Source organism: Stenotrophomonas sp. Iso1, assembly GCF_027497995.1.
In the GTDB taxonomy this organism is placed as follows: domain Bacteria; phylum Pseudomonadota; class Gammaproteobacteria; order Xanthomonadales; family Xanthomonadaceae; genus Stenotrophomonas.
On record NZ_JAODBT010000001.1, the window covers coordinates 752,055 to 776,380 of the forward strand.

Genomic DNA, 24,326 nt, shown 5'->3' on the forward strand with positions numbered 1-24,326 from the left:
ACGAAGCTGTCTATGGACTGGACGAACGTCCAAGGTGGCTGGCAGCAGACAATGGCTAGAATGCAGGAATCATTACTACTGTGGGCGTGAAGCGATGAGCGATCTCTCAATCCCGACCGGGCAGCGCGGCAAAGTGTTTCCAAGCGCTGCGCAGGCTTTGGCTGGCATCGTGGCTGATGGCCAGACCTTGGCCGTGGGCGGTTTCGGACTGTGCGGCATCCCCGAGGCGCTGATTGCCGCGCTGCGCGACAGCGGGGTCAAGGGCCTGACCGCCATTTCCAACAACGCCGGTGTCGATGGCTTCGGCCTGGGGCAGCTGCTGGAAACCCGCCAGATCAAGAAGATGATTTCGTCCTACGTGGGCGAGAACAAGGAGTTCGAGCGGCAGTATCTGGCCGGCGAACTGGAGTTGGAGTTCAATCCGCAGGGCACCCTGGCCGAGCGCCTGCGTGCTGGCGGCGCGGGTATTCCGGCGTTCTTTACCGCCACCGGTTACGGCACGATCGTGGCCGAAGGCAAGGAGACGCGCGAATTCGAAGGCAAGCACTATGTGCTGGAAACCGCACTCAAGGCCGACGTGTCGCTGGTCAAGGCGTGGAAGGCGGATACCGCTGGCAATCTGTTGTTCCGCAAGACTGCGCGCAACTTCAACCCGGCCTGCGCCATGGCCGGCAAGATCTGCGTGGTTGAAGTGGAAGAGATCGTGGCGCTGGGCGCCATCGACCCGGACCAGGTACACCTGCCGGGTATCTACGTCGATCGCATCGTATTGAACGCAACGCCGGAGAAGCGCATCGAACAGCGCACCGTGCGTCAGGAGGGGAACTGAAATGGCCTGGACCCGTGACGAAATGGCTGCGCGCGCTGCCCGTGAGCTGACTGATGGCGCTTACGTGAATTTGGGTATTGGCCTGCCGACGCTGGTGGCCAACCACATCCCGGAAGGCGTGGATGTATGGCTGCAGTCCGAGAACGGCCTGCTTGGCATCGGCCCGTTCCCGACCGACAGCGACGTGGATGCCGACCTGATCAACGCCGGCAAGCAGACTGTCACCGCACGTGCCGGTGCCAGCTATTTTGGTAGCCATGATTCGTTCGCGATGATCCGCGGTGGCCATATCAATCTGGCCATCCTGGGCGCGATGCAGGTCACCGACAAGGGCGATCTGGCCAACTGGATGGTGCCGGGCAAGATGGTCAAGGGCATGGGCGGCGCGATGGACCTGGTGGCCGGCGTGCAGCGCGTGGTGGTGCTGATGGAACACACCGCCAAGAACGGCGAGCACAAGGTGTTGCCTGAATGCACCTTGCCGCTGACCGGCGTGGGCGTGGTCGACCGCATCATCACCGACCTGGCGGTGTTCGATGTCACAGCCGACGGATTGGTATTGGTTGAAGCCGCACCGGGCGTCAGCGATGACGACTTGAAGGAAAAGACGGGCGTGGTGTTTCGGCGCTGAGTTGCTCGCAAGAGTCGACAGTGCTTGCGCTGTCGGTTGTCATCATGCTGGAGGTAGTAATTCCTCCAGCGTGCGATGGGCAAGGTTCGAGGAAAAGTGCTCTTCGATGTTCTGATAGCCGTTGCGCGACAGTTTTTGCCACAGTGCTGCATCTTGATAGAGTCTGACTACCTGCGCAGCGAAGTCTTCGGCGCTATCGGCGATGAGCGCGTTCTCCCCATGCTGCAAAAACATGCCTTCGGCGGCAATGCTGGTTGCTACCACGGGTAATCCGTGACTCATGGCCTGGTTGATCTTACCTTTGACCCCCGCGCCACTGCGGAGGGGGGCGAGGTTGATGCGACTTCGCTGCAGAAACGGTTCAATCGACGGCACATGGCCATGTACCACGATGTCATCGCTACGCAAGCGTGCCGCATCCTGCTCCGGCATATCGCCGACAAGGTGCAGCACGATGCCGGGCAGGCGTCTGCGCAGCGCTGGCATGATTTCTTCCCTCAGCCAGGCAACGGCTTCCTGGTTCGGATGGTGCTGATAGCCACCGACGAACAGCAAGTCTGCAGTGGCGTCGAATTGGCGTTCTGTCGCTGCAACGTCGTGTACGTTTGATAGAACTAAAATAGGTGCCGTGATACCTGTTTGACGTAGATACGCCAGTTCGGAATGGCTGACCACAATGGTGGCGTCGGAGCGGTTCATCAGCTCGAACTCTTCTGAGCGCGCACGTGCGGCTTTTTTGTGCAGCACAACGTTGTTGTGCAGTTCCGCTGCTCGCAACAGGCGGACATGGTGCAGGTCCACCGTATCGAAAATAATCTTGGCCGTGGTGAACGCGCGCAGCAGTTGCAAGTGGCGACGGGCGACAGAATGTCGGCACAGGAACACGGCCTGTACGTTGTGGCCGTTGTGCTGCAGCCAGCGATCCAGTTGCGGATAACCTGGTGCGCCAATCAATTCGGCGTGCAGTTCTGCGAGCAAGTGGGTACTTTCGGCGGGCAGTTGGCCGTTGTCGGGCATGAAGGCCAATGACCAACCCTGTTCGCTGCACAGTTGCAGGATACGGTGGGCGCGCACCGATCCTGAATCACGGCTGGGAGTGGGGGCTGCAGCATCAATGAACAACAGCAGTTTGCCGTTCGCCCGAGGTGATTTGGCAATGGCCGGTAAGCCGTGCGTCGCCCCGGCTGTCGGCTGCAGGCGTTTGCGAATGGCTTGCACCGTGCCCCCCAGTCCGCGGCTGCCCAGGCTGCGTAACAAGCCGATGGCCAGCGCGGTTTGGCGGGCCAGACGCCAGCGTTGCTGGATAAGGAATCGATGCAGGGAAAAGGTCATGGCACTATCAACGGCGGACGATGGCACATGGTTCAGAAGCTTTGGAGCCAGACGCCATGCGCGATTCTGAGGGGTGTGGCATGAACGAGCAAACTAGAACGCAGCCTGTTGGCAGAAAAAGCATGATACAAGCCAACATCCGCTACTTTCCCGGCTGGTTGCTGCCTGCCGAAGCGTCGGCTTTTCTGCAGACATTACGGGAAGCAGTGCCTTGGGAGGTTCACCGCATCCGCATGTTCGGGCGTTGGGTGGATTCACCCCGGCTGAGTTGCTGGGTCGGTGATCCGCAGGCGCATTACCGTTACTCGGGGGCCGATTTCGTGCCGCGGCCTTGGCCGCTCCCGTTGCTGCCTTTGCGCGAACGTCTTCAGCAGGCCTGCGCAGCGCAGTTCAACAGCGTGTTGATCAATCGTTATCGCGATGGCAGCGACAGCATGGGCTGGCACAGCGATGACGAGCCTGAACTGGGTGAGCGCCCGGTAATTGCCTCATTAAGCCTGGGCGCAACGCGGCGCTTCCTGCTACGCCGCCGCGACGATCATGCGTTGACGACCGAATTCTTGCTTGCTCACGGCGATGTGCTGGTGATGGCCGGCGATACCCAGCGCTTCTATCAGCATGCATTGCCGAAGACCGCTCGCCCGTTGGGCGAGCGCATCAACCTCACTTTCCGCTGGGTTTCAGGCCAGTGGGCTGGCTCACATCCTGTTGGCCGCTGATCAAGGTCCACCCGATCAACTCGTTCGCCACCTTGTCCAGCGCGCCCTCAAAGGCGTGGGCAACGCTGGGCAGCTCGGCGGAGGTTGCCGGTTCGACAACCAGGAAGGTGCGTGAGGCCACCACACGCTGGTCGATGCTGTGGATCAGCTTGGCGTTGAGTTCGATGGTGGCTGCGGGCATGTCGCCGCCACGGTAGTCCGCCTCGAAGCGACGCAGGTCGGTCGTCAGCTTATATTCCGAACGAATGCCGGTGGCGATACGTGCCACGGCGCCGATCCGGCCCGAATCCTCAAAGCCTCGCAACACGGTGTCCTCCAGCATATCGGTGGCGGGTTGCGACCAGGTCGCGCCACGGTATACCTCCAACTCGCCGGGGGTCGGGCGCACGTTGATGCGAGGGCTGTCGACCAGACGCGCGGCGCTGGGTTTGGCAATGGATAACTGCCAGCTCACCTGCGGCCATGCGGGATCGGCGGTGACGCGTACCTGCGGCGCATAGATGGTGGTGGATTGACGGTCGCCGCCAGCAAGGATCGAGCAGCCGGACAGTGCCAGCAGGCACAGCGGGACGAGCAGTTTGATCGGCAGGGCGCGCTTCATTTGGGTTCAAACTCCTTCGGGGCATCGCGGCCGAGCAGGTAGCGGGCCGGGTTGTTCTCCAGCCGGTCGCTGACGCGGCGCAGGTCGCGGATCAGGCCACGCAGCTCGGTCAGGGTTGGGCCGAGTTGCGCCAGGCCGTCGTTGGCGAAGCTGTTGATGGCGGCGCGGTTCTCGCCAAGGATGGCGTCGGCATTGCCGGCCGCCGAGTCGAGCTTGCTGAGGCTGGTGTCGAGCTTGTCCAGCGTGGCCGGCAGCTGCCGCAGCACGTTCTGGTCGAGGTTGGCGATGGCGCCGTTGGCGGTGTTCAGCGTGGTGTTGAGGTTGCGTGCAGCATCGCGTGCTTCGACCAACAGCGCCTGCGTGCCTGCGTCACGGTCGGCCAGGCCGCCGCTGATGGTTTCCAGGTGGGCCAGCGTGGTTGAGATGCGCGCCACGTTCTTGTCGCTGAGCAACTGGTCCATGCGCTCGACCACGCGGTTGGCCACGTCGGTGATGTTCTGCAGTGCCGAGGGTGCGGTGGCGATGGTGGGAATGGGCTCACGGCTGGAGGCCGTCAGGGCTGGCGCTTTTGGCGTGCCGCCGCTGAGTTGGATGATGGAAGGCCCAGTGAGGCTGGTGATGGCCAGCTTGGCGCGCGTGTCGGTCTTCACCGGCGTGGTCGAATTCAACCGTAGCTTGGCGATGACTTTGCGCGGGTCATCCGGGGCCAGCGTCAGCTCGGTGATCGAGCCCACCGCGATGCCGTTGTATTGCACCGGGCTGCCGACCGACAGGCCGGTGACAGCTTCGGTGAACACCACGCGGTATTCCTGCCAGGTGCGGTCGGAGGAATATTTGGCTGCCCACAGGCCGAACACCAGCAGCGCCATGGCCACCACAAGGGTGAAGGCGCCGATCAGGACGTAGTTGGCTTTGGTTTCCATGGCTTCACTGCGGGAAATGGGGGGCTGGGACTGGGAAGACGGATGCTGCTCGAACGTGATCGTTGTCGGGCGAAGTGCAGCACCCGCGGTGAGCGTCAATGGCAAGGACGTGGGCGAGGTTCATTGCGGGTTCCCCGCCCCCTGTGCCCTGCTCCTGGCGCGGGGGCCGTGGAAGTACTCACGTATCCACGGATGGTCGAGTTGTTCGATCTCCGGCAGCGGTGCACACGCCACCACCTTGCGGTCGGCCAGCACGGCCACCCGGTCACAGATAGCGTAAAGCGTGTCCAGATCGTGTGTGATGAGGAAAACAGTCAAACCCAATGCTTCCTGCAAGGTCTTGATGAGATGGTCGAACGCCGCTGCACCAATGGGGTCCAGGCCGGCGGTGGGTTCGTCCAGAAACAGCAGCGGTGGATCCAGCGCGAGTGCACGGGCCAGGCCGGCGCGTTTGCGCATGCCGCCGGACAGCTGTGACGGCAGTTTGTTGATGGCATCGGCCGGCAGGCCGGCCAGTTTCACTTTCAACAGCGCCAGCTCGTAGTGCCAGCGTTCGTTCAATTCCGGGTGGTGCTCCTTGAGCGGCACCTGCACGTTCTCGCCGACGGTGAGCGAGGAGAACAAGGCGCCGTCCTGGAACAGCACGCCGGTATGGCGTTCGATCTGCAGGCGGTCGGCCGGGTTGTCCGAAAGGGCGTCGATGCCCAGCACTTCGATCTGCCCTGCGTCGGGTTTGCGCAGGCTCAGGATGGAGCGCATCAACACCGATTTACCGGTGCCCGAGCCACCGACCACGCCCAGGATCTCGCCGCGCCGCACGTCCAGGTCCAGCTCATCGTGCACGACCTGGCTACCGAAACGGTTGACCAGCCCGCGCACGCGGATGGCCATGTCCGCTGCGGATTTTTCCGGGGTGTTGGAAGAAATTGCCATCATCGTCCGTGCAGTCCGCCTACCAGTCCATGTGCATGAACCACAACGCGGCCATGGCGTCGAGGATGATGACCAACGAGATGGTCTGCACCACACTGGAGGTGGTGCGTTCGCCTACCGATTGCGCGGTGCCTTCGACCTTCAGGCCTTCCAGGCAACCGATGAGGCCGATGATCAATGCAAACACCGGCGCCTTGGACAGGCCGACAAGGAAGTGCCGCACCTCCATGGTTTCGTGCATGCGCGCCAGGTACATCTGCGGTGGGATACCCAGGTCGAATGCGCCGACCGTGATGCCGCCCGCCAGGCCGGCGAGCATCGCGATGAACGTGAGCAAGGGCAGCATCACCAACAGGGCCAGCACGCGCGGCAAGACCAGCAGGTCGATGGGGTCCAGGCCGAGCGTCTGTATGGCGTCGATCTCCTCGCGTGCCTTCATCGCACCAATCTGTGCGGTGAAAGCGCTCGCGGTGCGCCCGGCCAGCACGATGGCGGTCAACAGCACCGCGAACTCGCGCAGGAAGGCGATGTTCACCAGTTCCACCACGTAAATTTCCGCGCCGAAATCGCGCAGGATCGTCGAGCCGAGGAAGGCGATCACGGCGCCCACCAGATACGACAGCAGCGCCACCAGCGGCACCGCATCCAGACCCACTTGTTCCATCTGGTTCACGGTGGCAGTCAGGCGCAGGCGTCGTGGTTCACGCAGCAGGCGGGCCATCTTGGACAGGTTCTCGCCCAGGAAATTGAGCAGCACCACCACGTTCTGGCCGATGGCCTGCACCGAGCGGCCCAGCCGCTCAAGGGCGGCTGCCACGCCGTAGTCGCGTTGCGGCCGGGGGCGTTCATCGGCAACTTCTTCGATGGTGCAGACCAAGGCCTGGTGTTCCTGCCGGAACAGCAAGGTGTCGTCGGCCAGCCCGGCCTTGTGCACGAAACGCAGCAGCAGCAACACGCCGGCCGAATCGAGCTGGTCGATTCCCCGCGCGTCAATCGTCGTGACCGGTTTGGCGCTGGCATCCAGCGCATTGACCGCACTCAGTGCGGTGGACAGCGTCCAGCTACCGGAAAGCCGCAGCTGGCCTTCGGTACCGGGTTCCATCGTGCAACTGGGTGGGGAGGTGTTTGTCATCATTGGCATCCGGTGCCGAGAATACCTTGTCATCCGTTGAGCGCGGATGATGCATTGCTTCCGCTTCAGGCGATACTACCGGGCATGTCCGCCGAAACCCTTGCCTCCATTCCTGTCTCAGCCCCCAGCCGGGCGACCTATGCACAGCGTGTGGCCTTTGTTTCAGAAATGGCTGGGCGTTTGCACCGTTATGGCACCACCGCGCAGCGGTTGGAGGCGGCGGTGGTGGCATTGGCGCAGCAGTTGGATCTGGATTGCGAACCCTGGTCAAACCCGACAGGTTTGATATTGAGTTTCAGCGACCCGACCCAGGCCATTGGCTCCAGCGACATCACCCGTGTGATCCGCCTGGGGCCCGGCGATACCGATCTGCATAAACTGGCCATGGCCGATGAGATCGCCGACGCGGTTTCCACTGCGCGCATGAGCATCGCCCAGGGCCACACCGCGCTGCGGCAACTGGATAAAGACCCCGGCGTGCGCGGCAAGATCCAGATGCTGCTCTCCTTTACCCTTGGCTCGGCCGGCGTGGCTGGTCTGTGGCGGCTGCCCTGGCTGGATATCGCTACCGCCGGTGTCACCGGGCTGTTGATTGGCCTGCTGTTGTTCTATACCGACCGGCGGGTTGCCACGCGCGAAGCCAGCGATGCGCTGGCCGCGCTGCTGGCCGGTTTTGTGGCGGTACTGGTGGCCTCGTTCATTGGTCCGCTCAATTTGAACTCCACCATCATCGCCTCGCTGGTGATATTGCTGCCGGGCATGTCGCTGACCAATGCGGTCAACGAACTGGCCAGCCAGCATTGGGTATCGGGCACGGCACGCTTTGCCGGTGCGCTGACCACCATCATGAAACTCACCGTGGGTGCGATGATCGCGGTGACCATCGCCAATTTCATCGGCCTGGAGCCGGTAATCAAGGCCTCGCGGCCGCAATCGGACTGGGTGGAATGGGGCTCGGTGCTGGTGGCATCGTTCGCTTTTGCCATGCTGTTCCGTGCCAGCAAGCGTGATTATCCATGGGTGATGGCGGCCTCGCTGGCCGGTTATGCCATTTCCCGTTATGGCGGGCAGTTGTGGGGTGGCCCGGCCGGTATCTTCCTGGCGGCGATGATGCTCACCGCTGCCGGTAACCTGTTTGGCCGGCTGGTGCAGCGGCCGGGGGCGATCATCCGGCTGCCCGGCATCATCATGCTGGTGCCCGGTAGCATCAGCCTGCGGGGGGTATTGAACCTGGCCCAGCAGCAGAACGTGAACGCCGGGGAGTCCGCTTTGCTGACCGTGCTGAACGTGGTGATGGCCCTGGTGGCCGGTTTGCTGTTCGGTAACCTGCTGGTGCCGGCACGCAAGAATCTGTAACGACAGACAATAAAAAAACGCCGGCAGCTGCCGGCGTTTCATTTTCAAACCTGATTACTTCTGAATCAGGAAATCTTCAACCTTGCGGCCCTGATTGGTGAATTCAGCCAGCCAGCGCGGCTGCTTGCCACGGCCGGTCCAGGTTTCAGCCGGGTTGGCCGGGTTGCGGTACTTCGGTGCCACCTTCGGCAGGGTGCGGCCGGTCTTGGCAGTGCCCTTGGCGGCCTTGGTACCACGCACGGCCTTGGCGGCAGGAGCGCCGGCGCCAAACAGTTCTTCAATCGTGTAGCCCGCCTTCTTGGCGGCAGCGGCCAGCTGAGCCCGGACCTTGGTGATTGGCTGACGCTTGGCAACAACGGTTTTGCGCTTCTGGGCGTCGCGGATCAGTGCGGCCAATTCTTTGGCCGACAGGTTGCTCAGATCAATACTCATCTAATTGACTACTCCGGATAATAGGTTCATGGGGAAAGCCAATCCGTGGCAGCGCCGCAAGAATAACGGGCGCGCGGTGCGAATGACAAACCAAATACCGTTTTGGGTGTTATGTGCAAATGAAAAGGCCGGGATATTTCCCGGCCTTCGCAGATTACCCGATGATTTTCTGCAAAACCGTGGACCGGTCAAGGTTCTCAGCTTCGCTGGCATCACGTGCGCGATATTCAAATGTGCCTGCTGCCAGGCCGCGTTCGGACACCACGATGCGGTGCGGGATGCCGATCAACTCCATGTCGGCAAACATGGCGCCCGGGCGCAGGCCACGGTCGTCCAGCGCTGCGTCGACACCGGCGGCCTGCAGGTCAGCCAGTAGCGCTTCGGCAGCGGCGATGACGGCGGCGTCCTGCTTGGGGTTGATCATGCAGACCACGGCCTGCCACGGCGCCATCGCAACCGGCCAGAGGATGCCGGCGTCGTCGTGATTCTGCTCGATGGCGGCGGCGACGATGCGCGAAACGCCAATGCCGTAGCAACCCATCGCCATTACCGCAGCCTTGCCGTTCTCATCCACGACGGTGGCCTTGAGCACTTCGGCGTACTTACGACCCAGCTGGAACACGTGGCCCACTTCGATGCCACGGGTGATTTTCAATTCACCGCCGTCGCGGGCACGGTCGCCTGCTTTGACGTTGCGGATATCGGCCACTTCCGGCTCGGGCAGATCGCGGCCCCAGTTGACGCCGGCAAGGTGGAAGCCCTTTTCGTTGGCGCCGATGACGAAATCGGCCATGGCTGCCACATCACGATCCGCGACCACGCGGATTGTCTTGCGCGGATTGTGCGGGCCCAGGAAGCCCGGCTCGCTGCCAAGGTGCTCGGCAATCTCTGCTTCGCTGGCCATGCGGTAGTCGGTCAGACCGGTGACCTTGGCGAGTTTGATCTCGTTGACTTCGTGGTCGCCACGGACCAATGCCAGCACGAATTCCTTCTCGGTGGTCATCACCGCGATGGACTTGACCGTGCGCAGCAGGGCGATGCCCATCAATGCGGCCACGTCTTCGCAGGTCTTCTGCGTGGGCGTATCGACCCTGCGCAGTTCTTCGCTGGCGGCGGCGCGCGGCGCGGGGTCGGCGGCGATGGCGGCTTCGACATTGGCCGCGTAATCCGAGCCAGTGGAGAACACCAGGGCGTCCTCGCCCGAATCGGCGATGACATGGAATTCCTGCGAAGCGTCACCGCCGATGGCGCCGGAGTCGGCCTGCACCGCGCGGAACTCCAGCCCCAGACGGGTGAAGATGCGGGCGTAGGCGGCCTTCATGTTTTCGTATTCGGCAACCAGGCTGGCGTCGTCCAGATGGAAAGAGTAGGCATCCTTCATCAGGAACTCGCGCGAACGCATCACGCCGAAACGCGGGCGGATTTCGTCACGGAACTTGGTTTGAATCTGGTAGAAATTGACCGGCAGCTGCTTGTAGCTGGCGAGCTCCTGACGCGCGAAGTCGGTGATCGCTTCTTCGGCAGTCGGGCTGTAGCAGTACTCCTGCTCCTTGCGGTCCTTGATCTTCAGCAGTTGGCCGCCAAATTTCTCCCAACGGCCGGTTTCCTCCCACAGCTCCTTGGGCTGGATGGTCGGCAACTGCAGTTCCACTGCGCCAGCGCGGTTCATTTCTTCGCGCACGACGCCTTCCACCTTGCGCAGTACCCGCAGGCCCAGCGGCGACCAGGTGTACAGGCCCGAGGCCAACTTGCGGATCATGCCCGCGCGCAGCATCAGCTTGTGGCTGATCAGCTCGGCGTCGGCGGGAGTTTCCTTGGTGGTGTGCAGGTGGAAGCGGGACAGGCGCATGGGAGGGCTTCGCAAAACGGCGGAATCGACTATTTTGCCAGCCTTGTCGCCCGCTGGGGTGCTAACGCGGATATGTCCAGGGGCTGGGTCGCCCCAAACCGGGAGGCGGGGGCTGCGTTGGCCCTGGCCGCTCCTGCAAAAGCTGAGGATTTGCGCCGCAGAGCATCGGCCCGTAGCGCTGAATCAATTTCCGTCGCCCATTTCCCAATCCCCGTGTCCTTCCGACCTCAGGGCTTGGCAGCAGGCTTGCAATAGACCGCAGCGGCGGATTCGGCCAGCTGCTTCTGGGCCGCGCGCTGGGTTTCGTCCAGCTCGGCGTCCGGCTTGCCGTCGCCATCGCTGTCGCGCATTACCCGGTTGTTGCCGGCCAGGATCTCCAGATTCTTGCGCGCGCCCAGACACTGCTCGGATTCGCCCGCCTCAGCCGGCGCGGCCTCGACCACCGGGGCGCCGCTGGCCGCAATGCGGCGGGTTTCATACTGCTGGCCGGTCGGCGGGCGCTCGGAGTACTGGGTCACCCCGTTGGCGTCCTTCCACTTGTACAGGTTGCTGGCACTGACGCTGGCGGAAGCCAGCACAAGCAGGCAGCAGAGACGGGGCAGGGCACGCATGGCGACTCCGGGGACAGTAAAACTGGGCAGGCGGTGATTGCAGCACCCGGTGACGTGGCTGGCAAGTCGATTAAACTCCCCGGTATGGACGAAATGAGACCCAAGCCGCGTTCGCGCAGCATCTACCTGCTGCCGAACCTGTTCACCACCGCCGGGCTGTTTGCCGGCTTCTACGCCATCATCGCCGCATCCAACGGAGACTTCGTCAACGCCAGCATCGCGGTGTTTGTGGCCGCCATCATGGATGGGCTGGACGGGCGCGTTGCGCGTTTGACTGGCACCAGCAGCGAATTCGGGGTGCAGTACGACTCACTGGCCGACCTGGTCAGCTTCGGCATGGCCCCTGCGCTGGTGATGTACCACTGGGCGCTGTCATCGCTGAAGTTCGACGGGGAAGTCCTCGGCCGCGTTGGTTGGTCGGCGGCTTTCCTGTACGCGGCCTGCGCGGCGCTGCGCCTGGCCCGCTTCAATACCCAGGTGGGGTCGGTCGATAAACGTTGGTTTATCGGCCTGGCCAGCCCGGCCGCCGCCGGTTTGATGATGTCCTTTGTCTGGGCCTTTGCCGATGGCAACCTCGGTTTGAATGGCGAGGAGCTGCGCTACGTGGCGCTGGCGGTGACGATTGTCTCCGGCCTGTTGATGGTCAGCCGCATCCGCTTCTGGAGTTTCAAGGGCGGCGGTGAGCAGGGGCCGCGCTCGGAGCGTGTGCCGTTCCTGGTGCTGGCGCTGGTGCCGATCATCATCGCCATCATGGCGTGGGATCCGCCGCGCGTGCTGTTCGCCGTGGGCGTGGTGTATGCGCTGTCTGGCCCGGTGATGTGGGCGCTGCAGCGTTGGCGTCAGCCGGCCGGCAAGGTGCAGTGACCGGCATCGCGCCAACGCTGGTGTGGTCCGCGCAGCAGCAGGCATGGCTGCAGGCGATGGGCTATACGGTGTATCTGGAAGGCAGTGCGCTGGACGCGCTTGCCTTGGTCGAGACGGCCATGCCTGCGCCGGTGGCCGTCGAAATTGAACCGATGGCGGCGCCTGCGCCCCGCGCGGCACCGCCGTCGCGTCGGGAAGCACCACAAGCACCTGCACCGGAAACGCCGGTGACCACCGCCAGCAAGCCGCCATCGAATGCGGGGCGTCGCGCCGGCGGTCTGCGCATGCCGGATCGCCTGCAGATTGCCTTGCTGCGCGCTTCTGGATGCAACCCGAATGACCCCCAGACGCGCGTCTTGATGGATAGCTGGCCGCTGGCCGAGTTGCGTGCCGACCCCGCCGCCAAGCGCGCGCTGTGGCCGCAACTGCGTGCACTGCGGCGGAAGCAACGGCAGTGAACGCGCGGGCTCGCGAACCGAGGCCGGCAATGCGGCCGATGTTCGAGGACGACCTGGATGCGGTGATGGAGGTTGAGCTTCGCGCTTACCCGTTCCCGTGGACCCCCGGCATCTTCCAGGATTGCCTGCGTGCCGGTTATCCCGGGCGTGTGTTGTTGCTGGAGGGCCGCATTGCGGGCTACGGCATGCTGAGCATGGCGTCCGATGAAGCGCATGTGCTCAACGTCTGCGTGGATCCGCAGGTGCAGTCCCGTGGGCACGGCCGCCAGTTGCTGCGCGAGTTGGTAAGTGCGGCGCGGCAGCGTGGTGCGGTGCGGGTGTTCCTTGAGGTACGACCGTCGAACACACCGGCCATTGCGCTGTATCACAGCGAAGGCTTCAACGAGATCGGTCGACGCCCGCGTTATTACCCGACCGAGAGCGGGCGCGAAGATGCATTGGTGATGGCGATGGAACTGGTGGATGAGGACATCACCACCATGCCGCCGCTGTGACCCGGTCACTCAGGCAATCCGTGGGCCATTAGGAAAACCCGCACGCAGGTGGTTGATGCAGGGGTTTCAGCCCAACCGCAGCAGGATCACGCCGATCACGATAAGGGCTGCCGCCAGCAGGCGACGGCGATTGATGCGCTCCTTCAGCACGATGACTGATATCAACAGCGCGAACAGGATCGAGGTTTCGCGCAGGGCGGCGATGATCGCGACCGGTGTCAGCGTCATCGCCCACAGTGCGATGCCGTAGGACGTGGTGGTGCCGACACCGCCAATCAACCCGCGTGCCCAGTTGTTGCGGAAATACGCCAGCAGTTGCACGCGGCGGGTGGCCAGCGCCCACAGTGGAAGCGGTAGGCCAGACAGTAGGAACAACCACAGCGTGTAGCTCAGCGGCTGGCCTGACAAACGCGCGCCCTGCGCGTCCACCAAGGTATAGGTGGCGATCACCAGCGCGATGAACAGCGGCAGTTGAAGCGTGCGACGGTTGCCGCTGCCGGCCATGCACAGGATGCCAATGCTGACCAGCGCGATGCCTGCCCAGCCATTGGGGGGCAGGTGTTCGTCGAACATCAGGCTGCCTGCCAACGCGACCAACAGCGGTGCGCTGCCACGCATCAACGGGTAAGACAGGCTCATGTCGGCGACGTGGTAGGCACGCGCCACCAGCACGTAGTAGCCGAGCTGCAGCAGGGAGGAGGCGGCCAGCCACGGCCAGCTGGCAGGGGCGGGAGGTGGTAGCCATGGCAGCAGCAGTGCGGACAGTACGGCGGCCCAGCCGGTGACCAGAAGGGTGGTCAGCAGTTTGTCGCCGCCGAGTTTGACAATGGCGTTCCAGCTGGCGTGCAACAGCGCGGCGAGCAGAACGGCGCAGAAGATTCCCAGTGACATGGAGGGCGTGTGTTTGGGGCTGGTGGAGGGTAGTTGGAAAAGTGGGAAGCGGGAAAGGTGTAGCGCGAAGAGCTCCCCTCATCCGCCCTTCGGGCACCTCTTCTCCCGCATGCAGGAGAAGGGAAGTCATTGGCTCCGGGGGCATCCATTCTGCATTTTCTGCCGTCGTTCGTTGAGCTGGAAGCGCACGTAATGCTCGGCATGCTCCCTTCTCTCGCACGCGGGAGAAGAGGTGCCCGAAGGGCGGATGAGGGTGCTTCTGCTTTTCCGCTTCCAGAGCATTCGACAGCCCAAAAGAAAACGCCGCCCTTAGGCGGCGTTTTCAATCAACACATCGGCAAAGCCTCAGAGCTTCGCGCGCTGTTCCTGCAGGCCCGCCAATTGGCTGTTCCAGTCCACCAGGCGCACACGCTCCTGCTCGACCACTGCCGCCGGCACCTTGTCGGTGAACTTGGACAGCTTGGTCTCACTCTTTTCCTTCTCCGAGGAAACGCGGGCAATTTCCTTGTCCAAACGCGCGCGTTCGGCATCCAGATCAACCAGGCCTTCCAGGGGAACCAACAACTTCAACTCGCCAACGATGGCAGTGGCCGCCGGCGGCGTTTGTGCATCACCCGCCAGCCATTCGATGCTTTCCAGCTTGAGCAGGAAGCGCAGCTGCGAGTGGAAGCGCTCCACGCGAGCACGGTCGGAATCGTGGCCGCCCTGCAACAGCAGGCGCACCTGCTTGGACGGAGGCACATTCAACTCACTGCGTACACGGCGCAAGGCGCTGACCATGGCCTTGAACCATTCCACGTCGGTTTCGGCTTGTGCGTAATCACCGGCGAATTCGTCAGCGGTCGGGTAGGCGCGCAGCGATAGCGAATCGGTATTGATACCAAGGCGCGGCGCCACCTGCTGCCACAACTGCTCGGTGACGAACGGAATCAGCGGGTGCAGCAAGCGCAGTACTGCTTCCAGCACGTACAGCAGGGTGTGACGGGTGCTGGCCGCGTCGTCGGCGTTGTCACCATTGAGTGCCGGCTTGGTCAGCTCCAGGAACCAATCGCAGAACTCGTTCCAGACGAATTCGTACAGCGACTGTGCGAGCAAATCGAAGCGGTAGTCGGCGAAGTGCTGCTGCGCTTCAATCGACACCTTGGCAAGGCGCGCCAGGATCCAGCGCTCGGCGTCGGTGCGCGGCTGCGGTACGCCATTGAAGCTCGCGCCCTCGGTGTTCATCAGGGTGAAGCGGCTGGCGTTCCACAACTTGTTGCAGAAGTTCTTGTAGCCCTCGGCGCGGCTCATGTCGAACTTGATGTCGCGGCCGTGGGTGGCCAGGGCCGCGATGGTGAAGCGCAGCGCGTCGGCACCGTGGGCGATGATGCCGTCCGGGAATTCGCGGCGCGTGGCTTTTTCGATCTTCTCGGCCATCTTCGGCTGCATCAGGCCATGCGTGCGCTTGGCGACCAGGTCGTCGATGGTGATGCCGTCGATGATGTCCAGCGGGTCGAGCACATTGCCCTTGGACTTGGACATCTTCTGGCCCTGACCATCGCGGATCAGGCCGGTGATGTAGACGTCCTTGAACGGGATCTGGCCGGTGAAGCTGTCGGTGGCCATGATCATGCGCGCCACCCAGAAGAAGATGATGTCGAAGCCGGTAATCAACACCGACGACGGCAGGTAGCGATCAAAACCGCGCTCGGTCATTGCCGTTTCGTTCGGCCAGCCCAGCGTGGAGAACGGCCACAGCTGTGAGGAGAACCAGGTTTCCAGCACGTCGCTGTCCTGGGTGAGCACCACATCGGCACCGAGCCCGGCCTTGGCACGTGCTTCGTCTTCGTTGCGGCCCACGTAGCAGTTGCCTGCCTCGTCGAACCACGCGGGAATGCGGTGGCCCCACCACAGCTGGCGGCTGATGCACCAATCCTGGATGTTCTCCATCCAATGGCGATAGGTGTTGATCCAGTTGGCCGGCACGAACTTGATCGAACCGTTCTCGACCAGCTCCAGGCCGCGCTTGGCCAGGCCGTCCATTTTCACGAACCACTGGTCGGTGAGGTAAGGCTCGATCACCTGACCGGTACGGTCGCCGCGCGGCACCTGCAGTTTGTGCGCCTTGGTCTCGACCAGAATGCCAAGGTCTTCCAACTCGGCCAGGATCACCTTGCGCGCTTCGTAACGGTCCAACCCGCGGTATTGCTCGGGCGCATTTTCGTTGAGCGCGGCGGTCTGGGTGAACAGGTTGATCATTGGCAGGTTGTGACGCACACCCACCTGGTAATCGTTGAAGTCATGCGCCGGGGTGACCTTGACCACGCCGGTGCCGAACGCCTTGTCGACGTAGTCATCACCGATCACCGGCACGCTGCGGCCGGTCAGCGGCAGGGTCACGCGCTTGCCGATCAGGTGTGCGTAGCGGCTGTCTTCCGGGTGCACCATCACGGCGGTGTCGCCCAGCAGGGTTTCCGGGCGGGTGGTGGCCACGACCAGGTAATTGCGGGTTTCGCGCAGGGTTTCGACACCGTCGGCATCGACTGCGATGTGCTCGTAGCTGGCGCCGTCTTCCAGTGCGTAGGCGATCGACCACATGAAGCCGTCTTCTTCCACGCTCTCCACTTCCAGGTCGGAAATGGCGGTCTTCAGCACCGGGTCCCAGTTGACCAGACGCTGGCCACGGTAGATCAGCCCCTGTTCGTGCCAACGGAGGAACGACTCGATCACCGCCTCACTCGGGCCCGGATCCATGGTGAAGGTGCTGCGCGACCAGTCAGCCGAGGTGCCGAGGCGGCGCATCTGGCCTTCAATCACGTTGCCGGAGTGCGCCTTCCACTCCCACACCTTGTCGATGAAGCCATCACGGCCCAGCGAATCGCGGGTTTCACCCTTGCCTTCCATCGCCAGGTTGCGGCTGACCACCATTTCGGTGGCGATGCCGGCATGGTCCGTACCCACCTGCCACAGCGTGTCGTAACCGCGCATGCGGTGGTAACGGATCAGCGCATCCATCAGCGTCTGCTGGAACGCATGGCCCATGTGCAGCGTACCGGTCACATTCGGCGGCGGCAGCAGGATGGTGTACGGCTCGCCCTTGCCGGACGGCTTGAAGTGGCCGGCCTTTTCCCACGCATCGTAGAGATCCGTTTCGAAAGACTTGGGGTCGTAGCTGGAGGCAAGTTGGGTCATGCGGGGGAACCGGATAGAAGCGTGGGAGGGAGATCAGCGGGCGCCGAGCGCGCGCTGGATCTTCTTGTCAGTGTGGTACTGGCTGACGGCGTAGGCAGCCCAGATGGCGCCGGGCAGCCAGCCGATCAAGGTGATCTGCAGGATGAGGCAGACAATGCCGGCAATCGGGCGGCCAATGGTGAAAAAGGCCAGCCACGGCAGCAGGATGGCAATCAGCAGGCGCATCGTCGGCTTCCTTTACATGTCATGTTTGTTGAGCGCATGGCCGGCGGCCTTGTATTGGCGCCAGCGTTCGCGCAGCGGTTCGCGCGCGGCTGGGTCGGCCGGCACCACTTCCAGCACCCGCTCGCAGGCGCCCAGATAGGGCTCGTCGCGCAGGTTGATCACCAGCGGTCGCTCCGGTGCATCGGCGCCAGGCACAGCGATCAGTACGATGGCTTCTTCCTCGTCCACGTCCTCACCGATGATCTGGTGCGGGATGTAGGCATCCGGGTCGAACGACCACAGCAACTCATCCAGCTCCTCGGCCTGGGCTTGATCGCGCGCCAGCACGAGCGTGTACAGGCCGGCATCGTTGGCCTTGCGCGCCAGTTCGCACACCAGCTTCAACGGCTCGGTGAGAAAACGCGGCTTGGCGATCAGGTAGAAGTCGGCTCGGGACATGAATGCTCGATGGTTGAAGGAGAAGTGGGGCCGGCGTCGGGTTCTGGAACGCGACGCTGGCCCCGGTTTCGATGCTTGGCTTTGCTACATCAAGATTGGCTTACACGCGCGGAGAACCTTTATTCCCCGGACCGTGCTCACCCAATCCTTGTTGCTCAAGCAACCCGATCCAACAACCACTGGGTCAGCAGGCCCACTGGACGGCCGGTCGCCATGCCGCGCTTGCCTTCGTCGCTGGCGACGCCGGCGATGTCCAGGTGCGCCCAGCGCTGGCCTTCGGCAAAGCGCGACAGGAAGCAGCCAGCGGTGATGGCGCCAGCCCAGCGGCCGCCAATGTTGTAGACGTCGGCGAAGCTCGAATCGAGCATGCCCTGGTATTCGTCCCACAGCGGCAGGCGCCAGGCGCGGTCGAACACGTTCTCGCCGGCAGCGACCAGCTCATTGGCCAGATCGTCGTGCTTGCTCATCAGGCCGGCGGTCTGGTGGCCCAGGGCCACCATGCAGGCGCCAGTGAGGGTGGCCACGTCGATCAATGCAGCCGGCTCGAAGCGCTGCGCGTAGGTCAGCGCATCGCACAGGATCAAACGACCCTCGGCGTCGGTGTTGCCGACTTCGATGGTCTTGCCCGACATCGAGGTGATGACGTCCGAGGGGCGGTAGGCATTGCCGTCGATGGCGTTTTCCACGGCCGGCACGACCACGACGAGGTTCAGCGGCAGCTTGGCCTTCACCGTGGCGACAAAGGTGCCGATGACGTTGGCGCCGCCGCACATGTCGTACTTCATTTCCTCGATGCCGCCCTGGGTCTTCAGGTTGACGCCACCGGTATCAAAGGTGATGCCCTTGCCGACCAGCACGTATGGCTTGGCGTCACCACCGTTGTTCCACTTCAGCACCACCAGCTTGGGGCGGTTGGCCGAACCACGGGCCACGGCCAGCAGCGAGCCCATGCCGAGCGCTTCCATCTGCGCCTCGTCCAGGATCTCGGCCTCGGCACCTTCATGCTCGGCGGCGAACTTGACTGAGGATTCCGCCAGGTAGGCGGGGGTGCAGAAGTTCGGCGGCAGGTTGCCCAGCTCACGCGCGTATTCCACACCTGCGGCGATGGCATGGCCCTGCAGCAGCGCGGTTTCATCGCTGCCGCTGATTGCCAGCGTCTCCAGGCCCGGGGCGTCCGGCTTCTTCTTGCCCAGGGTGGCGGTGTAGCGATAGTTGGCGTGGTTGGCGGCGATTACGGCCTGGCGGACGTTCCAGGCGGCATCGCGGCCCTTCACTTCCAGTTCGTTCAGGGTGAACAGTGCGCTGCGGGTGGCACCGCTCTTCAGGGCGCGGCCAGCATCGCCCGCGGCCTTGATGTACTGCGGCACGCCAAACTTGGCCGGGTCGCCAAGGCCCACTACCAGCACGCGCGGGGCGGTGACGCCATCCAGGTCGTGCAGCAGAGTGGTATTGCCGGTCTTGCCGCCGACATCGCCGCGCTCGACCAGTGCCGCGATGCGGCCACCGGAGGCGGCATCCAGGGCCTGCGCTGCGGGGGACAGCGACTTGTCGGAGAAGGCGCCGACGATGATGCAATCCACCTCAGCAGAGGTTGGGGCGGCGTGGTTCAGGGTGAATTCCAGAGACATTGATCAGATTCCGTTGCCAAATCCGTACAATCGCGGGCTACTTGCGTGTGGCTGCTGAGCCACTCGTGCCGCGGACGAAACCGAGAGTTTAAACCACCGACCCCATGGCAAAGCTTGATCGCTACCTGCTGAGTGACTTCCTCCAGAGCTTTCTGGCCACTTTGACCGTGCTGTTGGTGGTGAGTGTGGGCGGGGTGCTGGTCGATATCCTGGGGCGTATTGCCGATGGACGGATCCCAGCCGGGCTGCTGCTGTCGCAGTTGGGCCTGCAATTCATCGTCTACCTGCCCATCATCCTGCCGCTGGCCCTGCTGCTGGGGCTGGCGCTGGCCATTGCCCGGCTGTACCGGGATTCAGAAATGGCCGTGCTGACCGCCATCGGCGTTGGCCCCAAGCGGTTGCTCAAGCCGGTATTGCTACTGGTACTGCCGGTGGTGGCGTTGGTGGCGACCTGCTCGCTGTGGCTGGGGCCGTGGGCTGACCGTACTGCCGAGCGCATGCTTGAGGCGGCCAGCCGCAACGTGGTGCTGGCCGGGCTGGAGCCGGGCAAGTTCACCACGCTGTCCGGGGGCGGGGTGGTCTATCTGTCCTCGCTCAATGAGGACGGCAGCCGGATGGGCAAGGTGTTCATGCAGCGCTACAAGGACGACCGGCTGGACGTGGTGTCGGCCAATGGCGGCACGGTGTTCGTGGAAGGCGAGCGCCAGCGTTTCCTGCGTCTGGAAGACGGTTATCGGGTGGAAGGCCCGAATGACGGTGGGCTAGACTACAGCCTGATGCGCTATGCCAGCAATGAAATGGCGCTGCCGGACCGTGATGAGGTCCGTGACGAGAATGACCCGGAAATGATGCCGACCATGAAATTGCTGGGCGATCAGCGCGCCGAGGCGCGGGCCGAGCTGCACGCACGCATCAGTCCCGCCTTGCTGGCCCTGGCCTTTGCCCTGTTGGCGCTGCCGCTGGCGCGCAGCGCACCGCGGCAGTCGCGCTATGGCCGCATCATGCTGGCGTTCTTGGCTTACATGGTGGCCGTGAACATGACCATCCTCGGCCGCCAGTGGCTGACCGAGGGCAAGCTGCCGCTGGCGGCCGGCATGTGGTGGTTGACCCTACCGCTGCTGGCATTCGCGCTGTGGCTGTACTTCCGTGATGGCCGCCTGTCGCGCCCGCGTGGAGCCAAGGCATGAGGCTGACCCCGCGTATCCATGACCTCTACGTTGGCCGCAACGTGGTGTTCACCGTATTGGTGGTGTGGCTGGTGTTGCTGGGATTGGACGGCATCATGGCTTTGTCCAGCGAAAGCAAGAATATCGGGGTCGGCAGCTACACCTTCGGCCACGCCCTGGCGGCCACTGCTTACACCTTGCCGCGTCGCGCTTACACCTTGTTCCCGATGGCGGCGGTGATCGGCGCGTTGATGGGGCTGGGTCAGCTGGCGGCAACCTCCGAATTGACCGCACTGCGCGCGGTGGGTGTTTCGCGGCGCCGGATTGCCTTGTCGGTGGCCATCGCGTTGTCACTGCTGACCGCGTTGATGGTGGTGAACGGTGAAACCCTGGCGCCGTGGGCGCAGAACCGAGCTGACACGCTGAAGACCAGTGCCAAGTACAACGCAGACCTGTCGGTGGAGCGCTATTCGGGCCTGTGGGCGCGCGAGGGGGATACCTTCCTCAATGCGATGACCGGCGAAGAGTTGTTGGACGGCGATAAGGGCACGCGCCTGGTGCTGCACAACGTGCGCCTGTATACGCTGGATGCGGATGGGCGGTTGGCGACACTCACGTATGCCGCCATGGCTACGCATAATGAAAAGGGCTGGGTACTGACCAAGGTGCGACGCGACGTCTTCGGCGAACGCTCGGTCACGCAGCAGCGAGTAGAGAGTGAGTTGTGGAACTCTCAGCTGGACGCGTCCGCGCTGGCTGCCGGCCTGGCCAAGCCCCGCAATCTCAGCGCCGCTGAGTTGAAGACCAGCATCGAGTACCGCAAGCGCAACGGGCTGGACGCGCGCGACTACGAAGACACTTACTGGAGCCGCTGGTTCTATCCGTTGAACGTGCTGGCGCTGTGTCTGGCCGCCGTGCCGTTCGCCTTCGGCTCATTGCGCAGCGGTGGCATGGGCAAGCGTCTGTTCCTGGGCATGCTGTTCGCGCTGGGCTTCATGCTGCTGCAGATGTTCTTCGGCCGCATGGCCGGTGCATTGAAGTTCGACTACCGGATCGCCTACGCATTGCCGCCGATCCTGATGCTGGCCATCTCCGGTTGGCTGTCGCGACGGCGGGTGGGTTGAGTAGGACTCTTGACGGTCGAGCGGAGCCCTGCATCCGTCGATGCGTTACCGGTGCGGCCCTGACCGAGTGTGGCTCGACACTGCGGTCTTCGCGTTAATCAGGATTGCTTGGGTACCCGCACCAGTCGGGTGCCGCTGAGCCGGTCATGCCAGGTCAGCCCCTCGCGATCCAGCAGGGCCCACCAGAATCCCAGCCCGCCGCAAAGCAGGGACACGCTGCCCACGGCGTAGCGCTTCCACAGCATGCGTGCGTTGGGTAATTCGCCGGAGGCCGTACGCAGGTGCAGTTGCCACGGGCGCATGCCCAAGGTCTGCCCGCCGCGCTTCCAACTGACCGTGGCATACACCCCCGCGACCAACCAACAGCACAACCACAGCAACCACTGCAGCGCGCTGAAGGCAGGGATGTTGTCGCGGCTGGCGTGCCCTGCCAGCGTGTAGCCGAGGGTGAAGGCGGCGGATATCAACATCCACAACGCCAGTGCAGGCCAGAAGTCATAGAACAGCGCAAGCAGGCGGCGGCCGAGCAGGGCGGAAGGGCGGCGGATGTCGTTGACAGGCGGGCTCATCGGTCGAGCATAAAGGCAGCGACAGTCCATGCGCATGTGCAGCCGCGGAAGCAGGCCCTATCCTTGTGACGATGTCCACGCCACACACTCCTGCCGAACGTCGCCAGCTGGTGCAGCAACTGCCGCCGCTGCGCGATGCTGACGAGCGCCTTATCCAGCGATTTCTGGATGTCATCTGGGCCGAACAAGGCTTGGCGCGCGCCTCGCTGGACAGCTACCGGCGCGATCTGGAAGGGCTGGCGCGGTGGCGTGACGGTGCCAGCGGTGGTTTGGCCGGGATTGATCGTGCGGGTCTGTTTGATTACCTGGCGTGGCGTACCAAACACGGCTGGTCGGCGCGCAGCAACGCGCGTTTGCTGTCGGTGTTGCGCGCCTTTTTCGCGCAGGGCCTGAAGCGCGGTGAGCGTGCCGATGATCCAGCGTCGTTGCTGGAGTCGCCCAAGCTGCCGCGCTCGCTGCCCAAGGCATTGGTCGAAAGCCAGATTGACGCATTGTTGGATACGCCGGACATCAGCACGCCGACGGGCCTGCGTGACCGTGCCATGCTGGAATTGATGTATGCCGCTGGGCTGCGCGTGAGCGAACTGGTCAACCTGCCGGCCAATGCGGTCAATCTGCGCCAAGGTGTGTTGCGGGTGACCGGCAAAGGAAGCAAGGACCGTCTGGTGCCATTGGGCGAGGAGTCGCAGCATTGGCTGGAGCGTTACCTGGCTGAGGCACGGCCACTGCTGAGCGGAGGCAAGCCGGTGGTCGCCACCGCGGAGGGTGAAGTGCCGCTGTTTGTGGGGGCACACCGCAAGCCGCTGAGCCGTCAGCAGTTCTGGGTGCTGGTCAAAGCGTGTGCTGCCGTGGCGGGCATCGACCCAGACAAGATCAGCCCGCATGGCCTGCGCCACAGTTTCGCCACCCACCTGCTCAATCACGGCGCCGATCTGCGCGCGCTGCAGATGTTGCTGGGGCACAGTTCCTTGTCCACGACCCAGATTTACACGCTGGTTGCGCGAGAACACCTGCAGAAACTGCACCACAAGCACCATCCGCGCGGCTGAACGATTGGCCGGGCGAAGGCCTGCATGGCGGGGGTGTGCGAGAATTCGCCGGTTCCTCCTTTCCAGGGTTGCCGATGTTCCGAATTGCCATTGCCGCGCTGTTGGGTGCGGTCAGCCTCACCGCCTGTGCCCAACAGAAGGCGCCCGCTGCGGCCGCTACTGCCACTGCCGCCGCCACGCCTGCCGACGCTGCGGTCGAGCGGCGTGTGCGTGACGCGCTCAAGGAGCTGGATCCCAACTTCAAACCCGAATACATCGGTGCGGCGCCGTTCCCCGGCTTCCGTGAGGTAATCGTGTCCGGGCAGGTGCTGTATGTCACCGACGATGGTCGATTCCTGATGCAGTCGCAGCCCTACGACATCGGGAAGCGTGCGATGGCAACAAGCGCTGGTCTGCTGCAGTACCGCCGTGGACTGCTGGAAACCTTGCCGCATGCTGACCGCATCGTGTTTGCGCCACCGAATGCCAAGTACACCATCAGCGTGTTCACTGATATTGAGTGTGGCTACTGCCGCAAGCTGCATCAGGACATCGCCGAGTTGAACCGCAACGGCATTGCGGTCGAATACCTTGCATTCCCGCGCATGGGATTGGGCAGCAAGGACTACACCGACATGATCTCGGTCTGGTGTTCGGACGACCGCAAGGCGGCCTTGACCGCTGCCAAGGGTGGCGCGGCCGTGCCGTCCAAGACCTGTACCAACCCGGTGGCCATGCAGTACAACCTTGGCCAACAGTTGGGCGTCAACGGAACGCCGGCGATCTTCGCTGCCGATGGCAGCCAGTTGGGCGGTTACCTGCCGCCGGCACAGCTCAAGGCTGCGCTGGAGCGCATTGAAGGCGCCGCCGGCAGTCGCTGAGCGGGTCTGCAAGGTGGTTGAAACAACATGCGCCCTTCCTG

At 63.4% G+C, this 24,326-nt stretch carries 24 protein-coding genes and 1 pseudogene; 11 read left to right on the forward strand and 14 right to left on the reverse strand.

The annotated features are described in order from the left end of the window. The first annotated feature begins 94 nt into the window (after window positions 1-94). On the forward strand, window positions 95-829 hold the full coding sequence (locus tag PAN08_RS03040) for a CoA transferase subunit A (RefSeq protein ID WP_269790076.1): 735 nt from the start codon (window positions 95-97) through the stop codon (window positions 827-829). Window position 830: 1 nt separating this feature from the next. Further along, window positions 831-1,460, forward strand: a complete 630-nt coding sequence (locus tag PAN08_RS03045; RefSeq protein ID WP_269790077.1) for a CoA transferase subunit B — start codon at window positions 831-833, stop codon at window positions 1,458-1,460. Between the two features lie 42 nt (window positions 1,461-1,502). Here PAN08_RS03045 and PAN08_RS03050 read toward each other — a convergent pair whose 3' ends face one another. Continuing rightward, on the reverse strand, window positions 1,503-2,792 hold the full coding sequence (locus PAN08_RS03050; protein ID WP_269790078.1) for a glycosyltransferase: 1,290 nt from the start codon (window positions 2,790-2,792) through the stop codon (window positions 1,503-1,505). A gap of 122 nt (window positions 2,793-2,914) precedes the next feature. On the opposite strand from PAN08_RS03050, the gene PAN08_RS03055 reads away from it, so the two are divergent. Then, window positions 2,915-3,511: an alpha-ketoglutarate-dependent dioxygenase AlkB gene (locus PAN08_RS03055; protein ID WP_269790079.1), complete on the forward strand. Its 597-nt coding sequence runs from the start codon at window positions 2,915-2,917 to the stop codon at window positions 3,509-3,511. On the opposite strand, the gene PAN08_RS03060 is transcribed toward PAN08_RS03055, so the two are convergent. The 4 genes from PAN08_RS03060 to PAN08_RS03075 form a co-directional block, all read right to left on the reverse strand. Further along, window positions 3,456-4,112: an ABC-type transport auxiliary lipoprotein family protein gene (locus PAN08_RS03060; RefSeq protein WP_269790080.1), complete on the reverse strand. Its 657-nt coding sequence runs from the start codon at window positions 4,110-4,112 to the stop codon at window positions 3,456-3,458. The genes PAN08_RS03055 and PAN08_RS03060 overlap by 56 nt on opposite strands. After that, complete coding sequence (locus tag PAN08_RS03065) at window positions 4,109-5,035, reverse strand: MlaD family protein (RefSeq protein WP_269790081.1); 927 nt, start codon at window positions 5,033-5,035, stop codon at window positions 4,109-4,111. The genes PAN08_RS03060 and PAN08_RS03065 overlap by 4 nt, the downstream gene beginning before the upstream one ends. A gap of 120 nt (window positions 5,036-5,155) precedes the next feature. Next, complete coding sequence (locus tag PAN08_RS03070; RefSeq protein WP_269790082.1) at window positions 5,156-5,968, reverse strand: ABC transporter ATP-binding protein; 813 nt, start codon at window positions 5,966-5,968, stop codon at window positions 5,156-5,158. A 19-nt stretch (window positions 5,969-5,987) separates the two neighbouring features. Continuing rightward, entirely contained in the window at window positions 5,988-7,100 is a 1,113-nt protein-coding gene (locus tag PAN08_RS03075; protein ID WP_269790083.1) for an MlaE family lipid ABC transporter permease subunit, read from the reverse strand. An 84-nt stretch (window positions 7,101-7,184) separates the two neighbouring features. On the opposite strand from PAN08_RS03075, the gene PAN08_RS03080 reads away from it, so the two are divergent. Further along, entirely contained in the window at window positions 7,185-8,456 is a 1,272-nt protein-coding gene (locus PAN08_RS03080; protein WP_269790084.1) for a threonine/serine exporter family protein, read from the forward strand. A gap of 57 nt (window positions 8,457-8,513) precedes the next feature. Here the strand turns inward: PAN08_RS03080 and PAN08_RS03085 are convergent. The 3 genes and pseudogenes from PAN08_RS03085 to PAN08_RS03095 form a co-directional block, all read right to left on the reverse strand. Beyond that, window positions 8,514-8,888, reverse strand: a pseudogene (locus PAN08_RS03085) (H-NS histone family protein); the annotation flags it as partial. A 154-nt stretch (window positions 8,889-9,042) separates the two neighbouring features. Next, window positions 9,043-10,737 (reverse strand): proline--tRNA ligase, encoded by a 1,695-nt coding sequence (locus PAN08_RS03090; protein ID WP_269790085.1) that lies wholly within the window; start codon window positions 10,735-10,737, stop codon window positions 9,043-9,045. Window positions 10,738-10,964: 227 nt separating this feature from the next. Beyond that, window positions 10,965-11,348 (reverse strand): DUF4124 domain-containing protein, encoded by a 384-nt coding sequence (locus PAN08_RS03095; protein WP_269790086.1) that lies wholly within the window; start codon window positions 11,346-11,348, stop codon window positions 10,965-10,967. An 84-nt stretch (window positions 11,349-11,432) separates the two neighbouring features. Between PAN08_RS03095 and pssA the strand changes: the two genes are divergently transcribed. From pssA to rimI, 3 genes are read left to right on the forward strand one after another with little or no spacing between them, the layout of a single operon-like run. Further along, window positions 11,433-12,212: a CDP-diacylglycerol--serine O-phosphatidyltransferase gene (pssA, locus tag PAN08_RS03100; protein WP_269790087.1), complete on the forward strand. Its 780-nt coding sequence runs from the start codon at window positions 11,433-11,435 to the stop codon at window positions 12,210-12,212. Then, the gene (locus PAN08_RS03105; RefSeq protein ID WP_269790088.1) at window positions 12,209-12,670 is read left to right on the forward strand and encodes an alanine acetyltransferase; all 462 of its coding nucleotides are present in this window, start codon (window positions 12,209-12,211) and stop codon (window positions 12,668-12,670) included. Before pssA ends, PAN08_RS03105 begins: the two co-directional genes overlap by 4 nt. A gap of 29 nt (window positions 12,671-12,699) precedes the next feature. Beyond that, on the forward strand, window positions 12,700-13,164 hold the full coding sequence (gene rimI / locus PAN08_RS03110) for a ribosomal protein S18-alanine N-acetyltransferase (RefSeq protein ID WP_269790089.1): 465 nt from the start codon (window positions 12,700-12,702) through the stop codon (window positions 13,162-13,164). 66 nt (window positions 13,165-13,230) lie between these two features. On the opposite strand, the gene PAN08_RS03115 is transcribed toward rimI, so the two are convergent. The 5 genes from PAN08_RS03115 to PAN08_RS03135 all read right to left on the reverse strand — a co-directional run bounded on the left by PAN08_RS03115 (window position 13,231) and on the right by PAN08_RS03135 (window position 19,517). Beyond that, complete coding sequence (locus tag PAN08_RS03115; RefSeq protein ID WP_269790090.1) at window positions 13,231-14,055, reverse strand: EamA family transporter; 825 nt, start codon at window positions 14,053-14,055, stop codon at window positions 13,231-13,233. A gap of 345 nt (window positions 14,056-14,400) precedes the next feature. Continuing rightward, the gene (locus PAN08_RS03120; RefSeq protein WP_269790091.1) at window positions 14,401-17,226 is read right to left on the reverse strand and encodes a valine--tRNA ligase; all 2,826 of its coding nucleotides are present in this window, start codon (window positions 17,224-17,226) and stop codon (window positions 14,401-14,403) included. Window positions 17,227-17,259: 33 nt separating this feature from the next. Then, window positions 17,260-17,451, reverse strand: coding sequence for a YqaE/Pmp3 family membrane protein (locus tag PAN08_RS03125; protein WP_269790092.1), 192 nt, complete (start codon window positions 17,449-17,451; stop codon window positions 17,260-17,262). 12 nt (window positions 17,452-17,463) lie between these two features. After that, window positions 17,464-17,889: a DNA polymerase III subunit chi gene (locus PAN08_RS03130; protein ID WP_269790093.1), complete on the reverse strand. Its 426-nt coding sequence runs from the start codon at window positions 17,887-17,889 to the stop codon at window positions 17,464-17,466. A 155-nt stretch (window positions 17,890-18,044) separates the two neighbouring features. Continuing rightward, entirely contained in the window at window positions 18,045-19,517 is a 1,473-nt protein-coding gene (locus tag PAN08_RS03135) for a leucyl aminopeptidase (RefSeq protein ID WP_269790094.1), read from the reverse strand. A 104-nt stretch (window positions 19,518-19,621) separates the two neighbouring features. On the opposite strand from PAN08_RS03135, the gene lptF reads away from it, so the two are divergent. Both lptF and lptG read left to right on the forward strand, forming a co-directional pair. Continuing rightward, a complete protein-coding gene (lptF, locus tag PAN08_RS03140; RefSeq protein WP_269790095.1) occupies window positions 19,622-20,704 on the forward strand; it encodes an LPS export ABC transporter permease LptF in 1,083 nt (360 codons plus the stop codon). Beyond that, the gene (gene lptG / locus PAN08_RS03145) at window positions 20,701-21,807 is read left to right on the forward strand and encodes an LPS export ABC transporter permease LptG (RefSeq protein WP_269790096.1); all 1,107 of its coding nucleotides are present in this window, start codon (window positions 20,701-20,703) and stop codon (window positions 21,805-21,807) included. Before lptF ends, lptG begins: the two co-directional genes overlap by 4 nt. Before the next feature lie 98 nt (window positions 21,808-21,905). Here lptG and PAN08_RS03150 read toward each other — a convergent pair whose 3' ends face one another. Next, window positions 21,906-22,376, reverse strand: coding sequence for an RDD family protein (locus PAN08_RS03150; RefSeq protein WP_269790097.1), 471 nt, complete (start codon window positions 22,374-22,376; stop codon window positions 21,906-21,908). A gap of 71 nt (window positions 22,377-22,447) precedes the next feature. Here PAN08_RS03150 and xerD point away from each other — a divergent pair, with 71 nt between their 5' ends. Both xerD and PAN08_RS03160 read left to right on the forward strand, forming a co-directional pair. After that, the gene (gene xerD, locus PAN08_RS03155; protein ID WP_269790098.1) at window positions 22,448-23,425 is read left to right on the forward strand and encodes a site-specific tyrosine recombinase XerD; all 978 of its coding nucleotides are present in this window, start codon (window positions 22,448-22,450) and stop codon (window positions 23,423-23,425) included. Window positions 23,426-23,499: 74 nt separating this feature from the next. Then, window positions 23,500-24,285, forward strand: a complete 786-nt coding sequence (locus PAN08_RS03160; protein WP_269790099.1) for a DsbC family protein — start codon at window positions 23,500-23,502, stop codon at window positions 24,283-24,285. Window positions 24,286-24,326: the final 41 nt, after the last annotated feature.

Excerpts from the sequence above, each read along its gene's own strand:
- PAN08_RS03040 (WP_269790076.1), top strand. The coding sequence starts at position 95 with ATGAGCGATCTCTCAATCCCGACCGGGCAGCGCGGCAAAGTGTTTCCA.
- PAN08_RS03045 (WP_269790077.1), top strand. The coding sequence starts at position 831 with ATGGCCTGGACCCGTGACGAAATGGCTGCGCGCGCTGCCCGTGAGCTG.
- PAN08_RS03050 (WP_269790078.1), bottom strand. The coding sequence starts at position 2,792 with ATGACCTTTTCCCTGCATCGATTCCTTATCCAGCAACGCTGGCGTCTG.
- PAN08_RS03055 (WP_269790079.1), top strand. The coding sequence starts at position 2,915 with ATGATACAAGCCAACATCCGCTACTTTCCCGGCTGGTTGCTGCCTGCC.
- PAN08_RS03060 (WP_269790080.1), bottom strand. The coding sequence starts at position 4,112 with ATGAAGCGCGCCCTGCCGATCAAACTGCTCGTCCCGCTGTGCCTGCTG.
- PAN08_RS03065 (WP_269790081.1), bottom strand. The coding sequence starts at position 5,035 with ATGGAAACCAAAGCCAACTACGTCCTGATCGGCGCCTTCACCCTTGTG.
- PAN08_RS03070 (WP_269790082.1), bottom strand. The coding sequence starts at position 5,968 with ATGGCAATTTCTTCCAACACCCCGGAAAAATCCGCAGCGGACATGGCC.
- PAN08_RS03075 (WP_269790083.1), bottom strand. The coding sequence starts at position 7,100 with ATGACAAACACCTCCCCACCCAGTTGCACGATGGAACCCGGTACCGAA.
- PAN08_RS03080 (WP_269790084.1), top strand. The coding sequence starts at position 7,185 with ATGTCCGCCGAAACCCTTGCCTCCATTCCTGTCTCAGCCCCCAGCCGG.
- PAN08_RS03090 (WP_269790085.1), bottom strand. The coding sequence starts at position 10,737 with ATGCGCCTGTCCCGCTTCCACCTGCACACCACCAAGGAAACTCCCGCC.
- PAN08_RS03095 (WP_269790086.1), bottom strand. The coding sequence starts at position 11,348 with ATGCGTGCCCTGCCCCGTCTCTGCTGCCTGCTTGTGCTGGCTTCCGCC.
- pssA (WP_269790087.1), top strand. The coding sequence starts at position 11,433 with ATGGACGAAATGAGACCCAAGCCGCGTTCGCGCAGCATCTACCTGCTG.
- rimI (WP_269790089.1), top strand. The coding sequence starts at position 12,700 with ATGCGGCCGATGTTCGAGGACGACCTGGATGCGGTGATGGAGGTTGAG.
- PAN08_RS03115 (WP_269790090.1), bottom strand. The coding sequence starts at position 14,055 with ATGTCACTGGGAATCTTCTGCGCCGTTCTGCTCGCCGCGCTGTTGCAC.
- PAN08_RS03120 (WP_269790091.1), bottom strand. The coding sequence starts at position 17,226 with ATGACCCAACTTGCCTCCAGCTACGACCCCAAGTCTTTCGAAACGGAT.
- PAN08_RS03125 (WP_269790092.1), bottom strand. The coding sequence starts at position 17,451 with ATGCGCCTGCTGATTGCCATCCTGCTGCCGTGGCTGGCCTTTTTCACC.
- PAN08_RS03130 (WP_269790093.1), bottom strand. The coding sequence starts at position 17,889 with ATGTCCCGAGCCGACTTCTACCTGATCGCCAAGCCGCGTTTTCTCACC.
- PAN08_RS03135 (WP_269790094.1), bottom strand. The coding sequence starts at position 19,517 with ATGTCTCTGGAATTCACCCTGAACCACGCCGCCCCAACCTCTGCTGAG.
- lptF (WP_269790095.1), top strand. The coding sequence starts at position 19,622 with ATGGCAAAGCTTGATCGCTACCTGCTGAGTGACTTCCTCCAGAGCTTT.
- lptG (WP_269790096.1), top strand. The coding sequence starts at position 20,701 with ATGAGGCTGACCCCGCGTATCCATGACCTCTACGTTGGCCGCAACGTG.
- PAN08_RS03150 (WP_269790097.1), bottom strand. The coding sequence starts at position 22,376 with ATGAGCCCGCCTGTCAACGACATCCGCCGCCCTTCCGCCCTGCTCGGC.
- xerD (WP_269790098.1), top strand. The coding sequence starts at position 22,448 with ATGTCCACGCCACACACTCCTGCCGAACGTCGCCAGCTGGTGCAGCAA.
- PAN08_RS03160 (WP_269790099.1), top strand. The coding sequence starts at position 23,500 with ATGTTCCGAATTGCCATTGCCGCGCTGTTGGGTGCGGTCAGCCTCACC.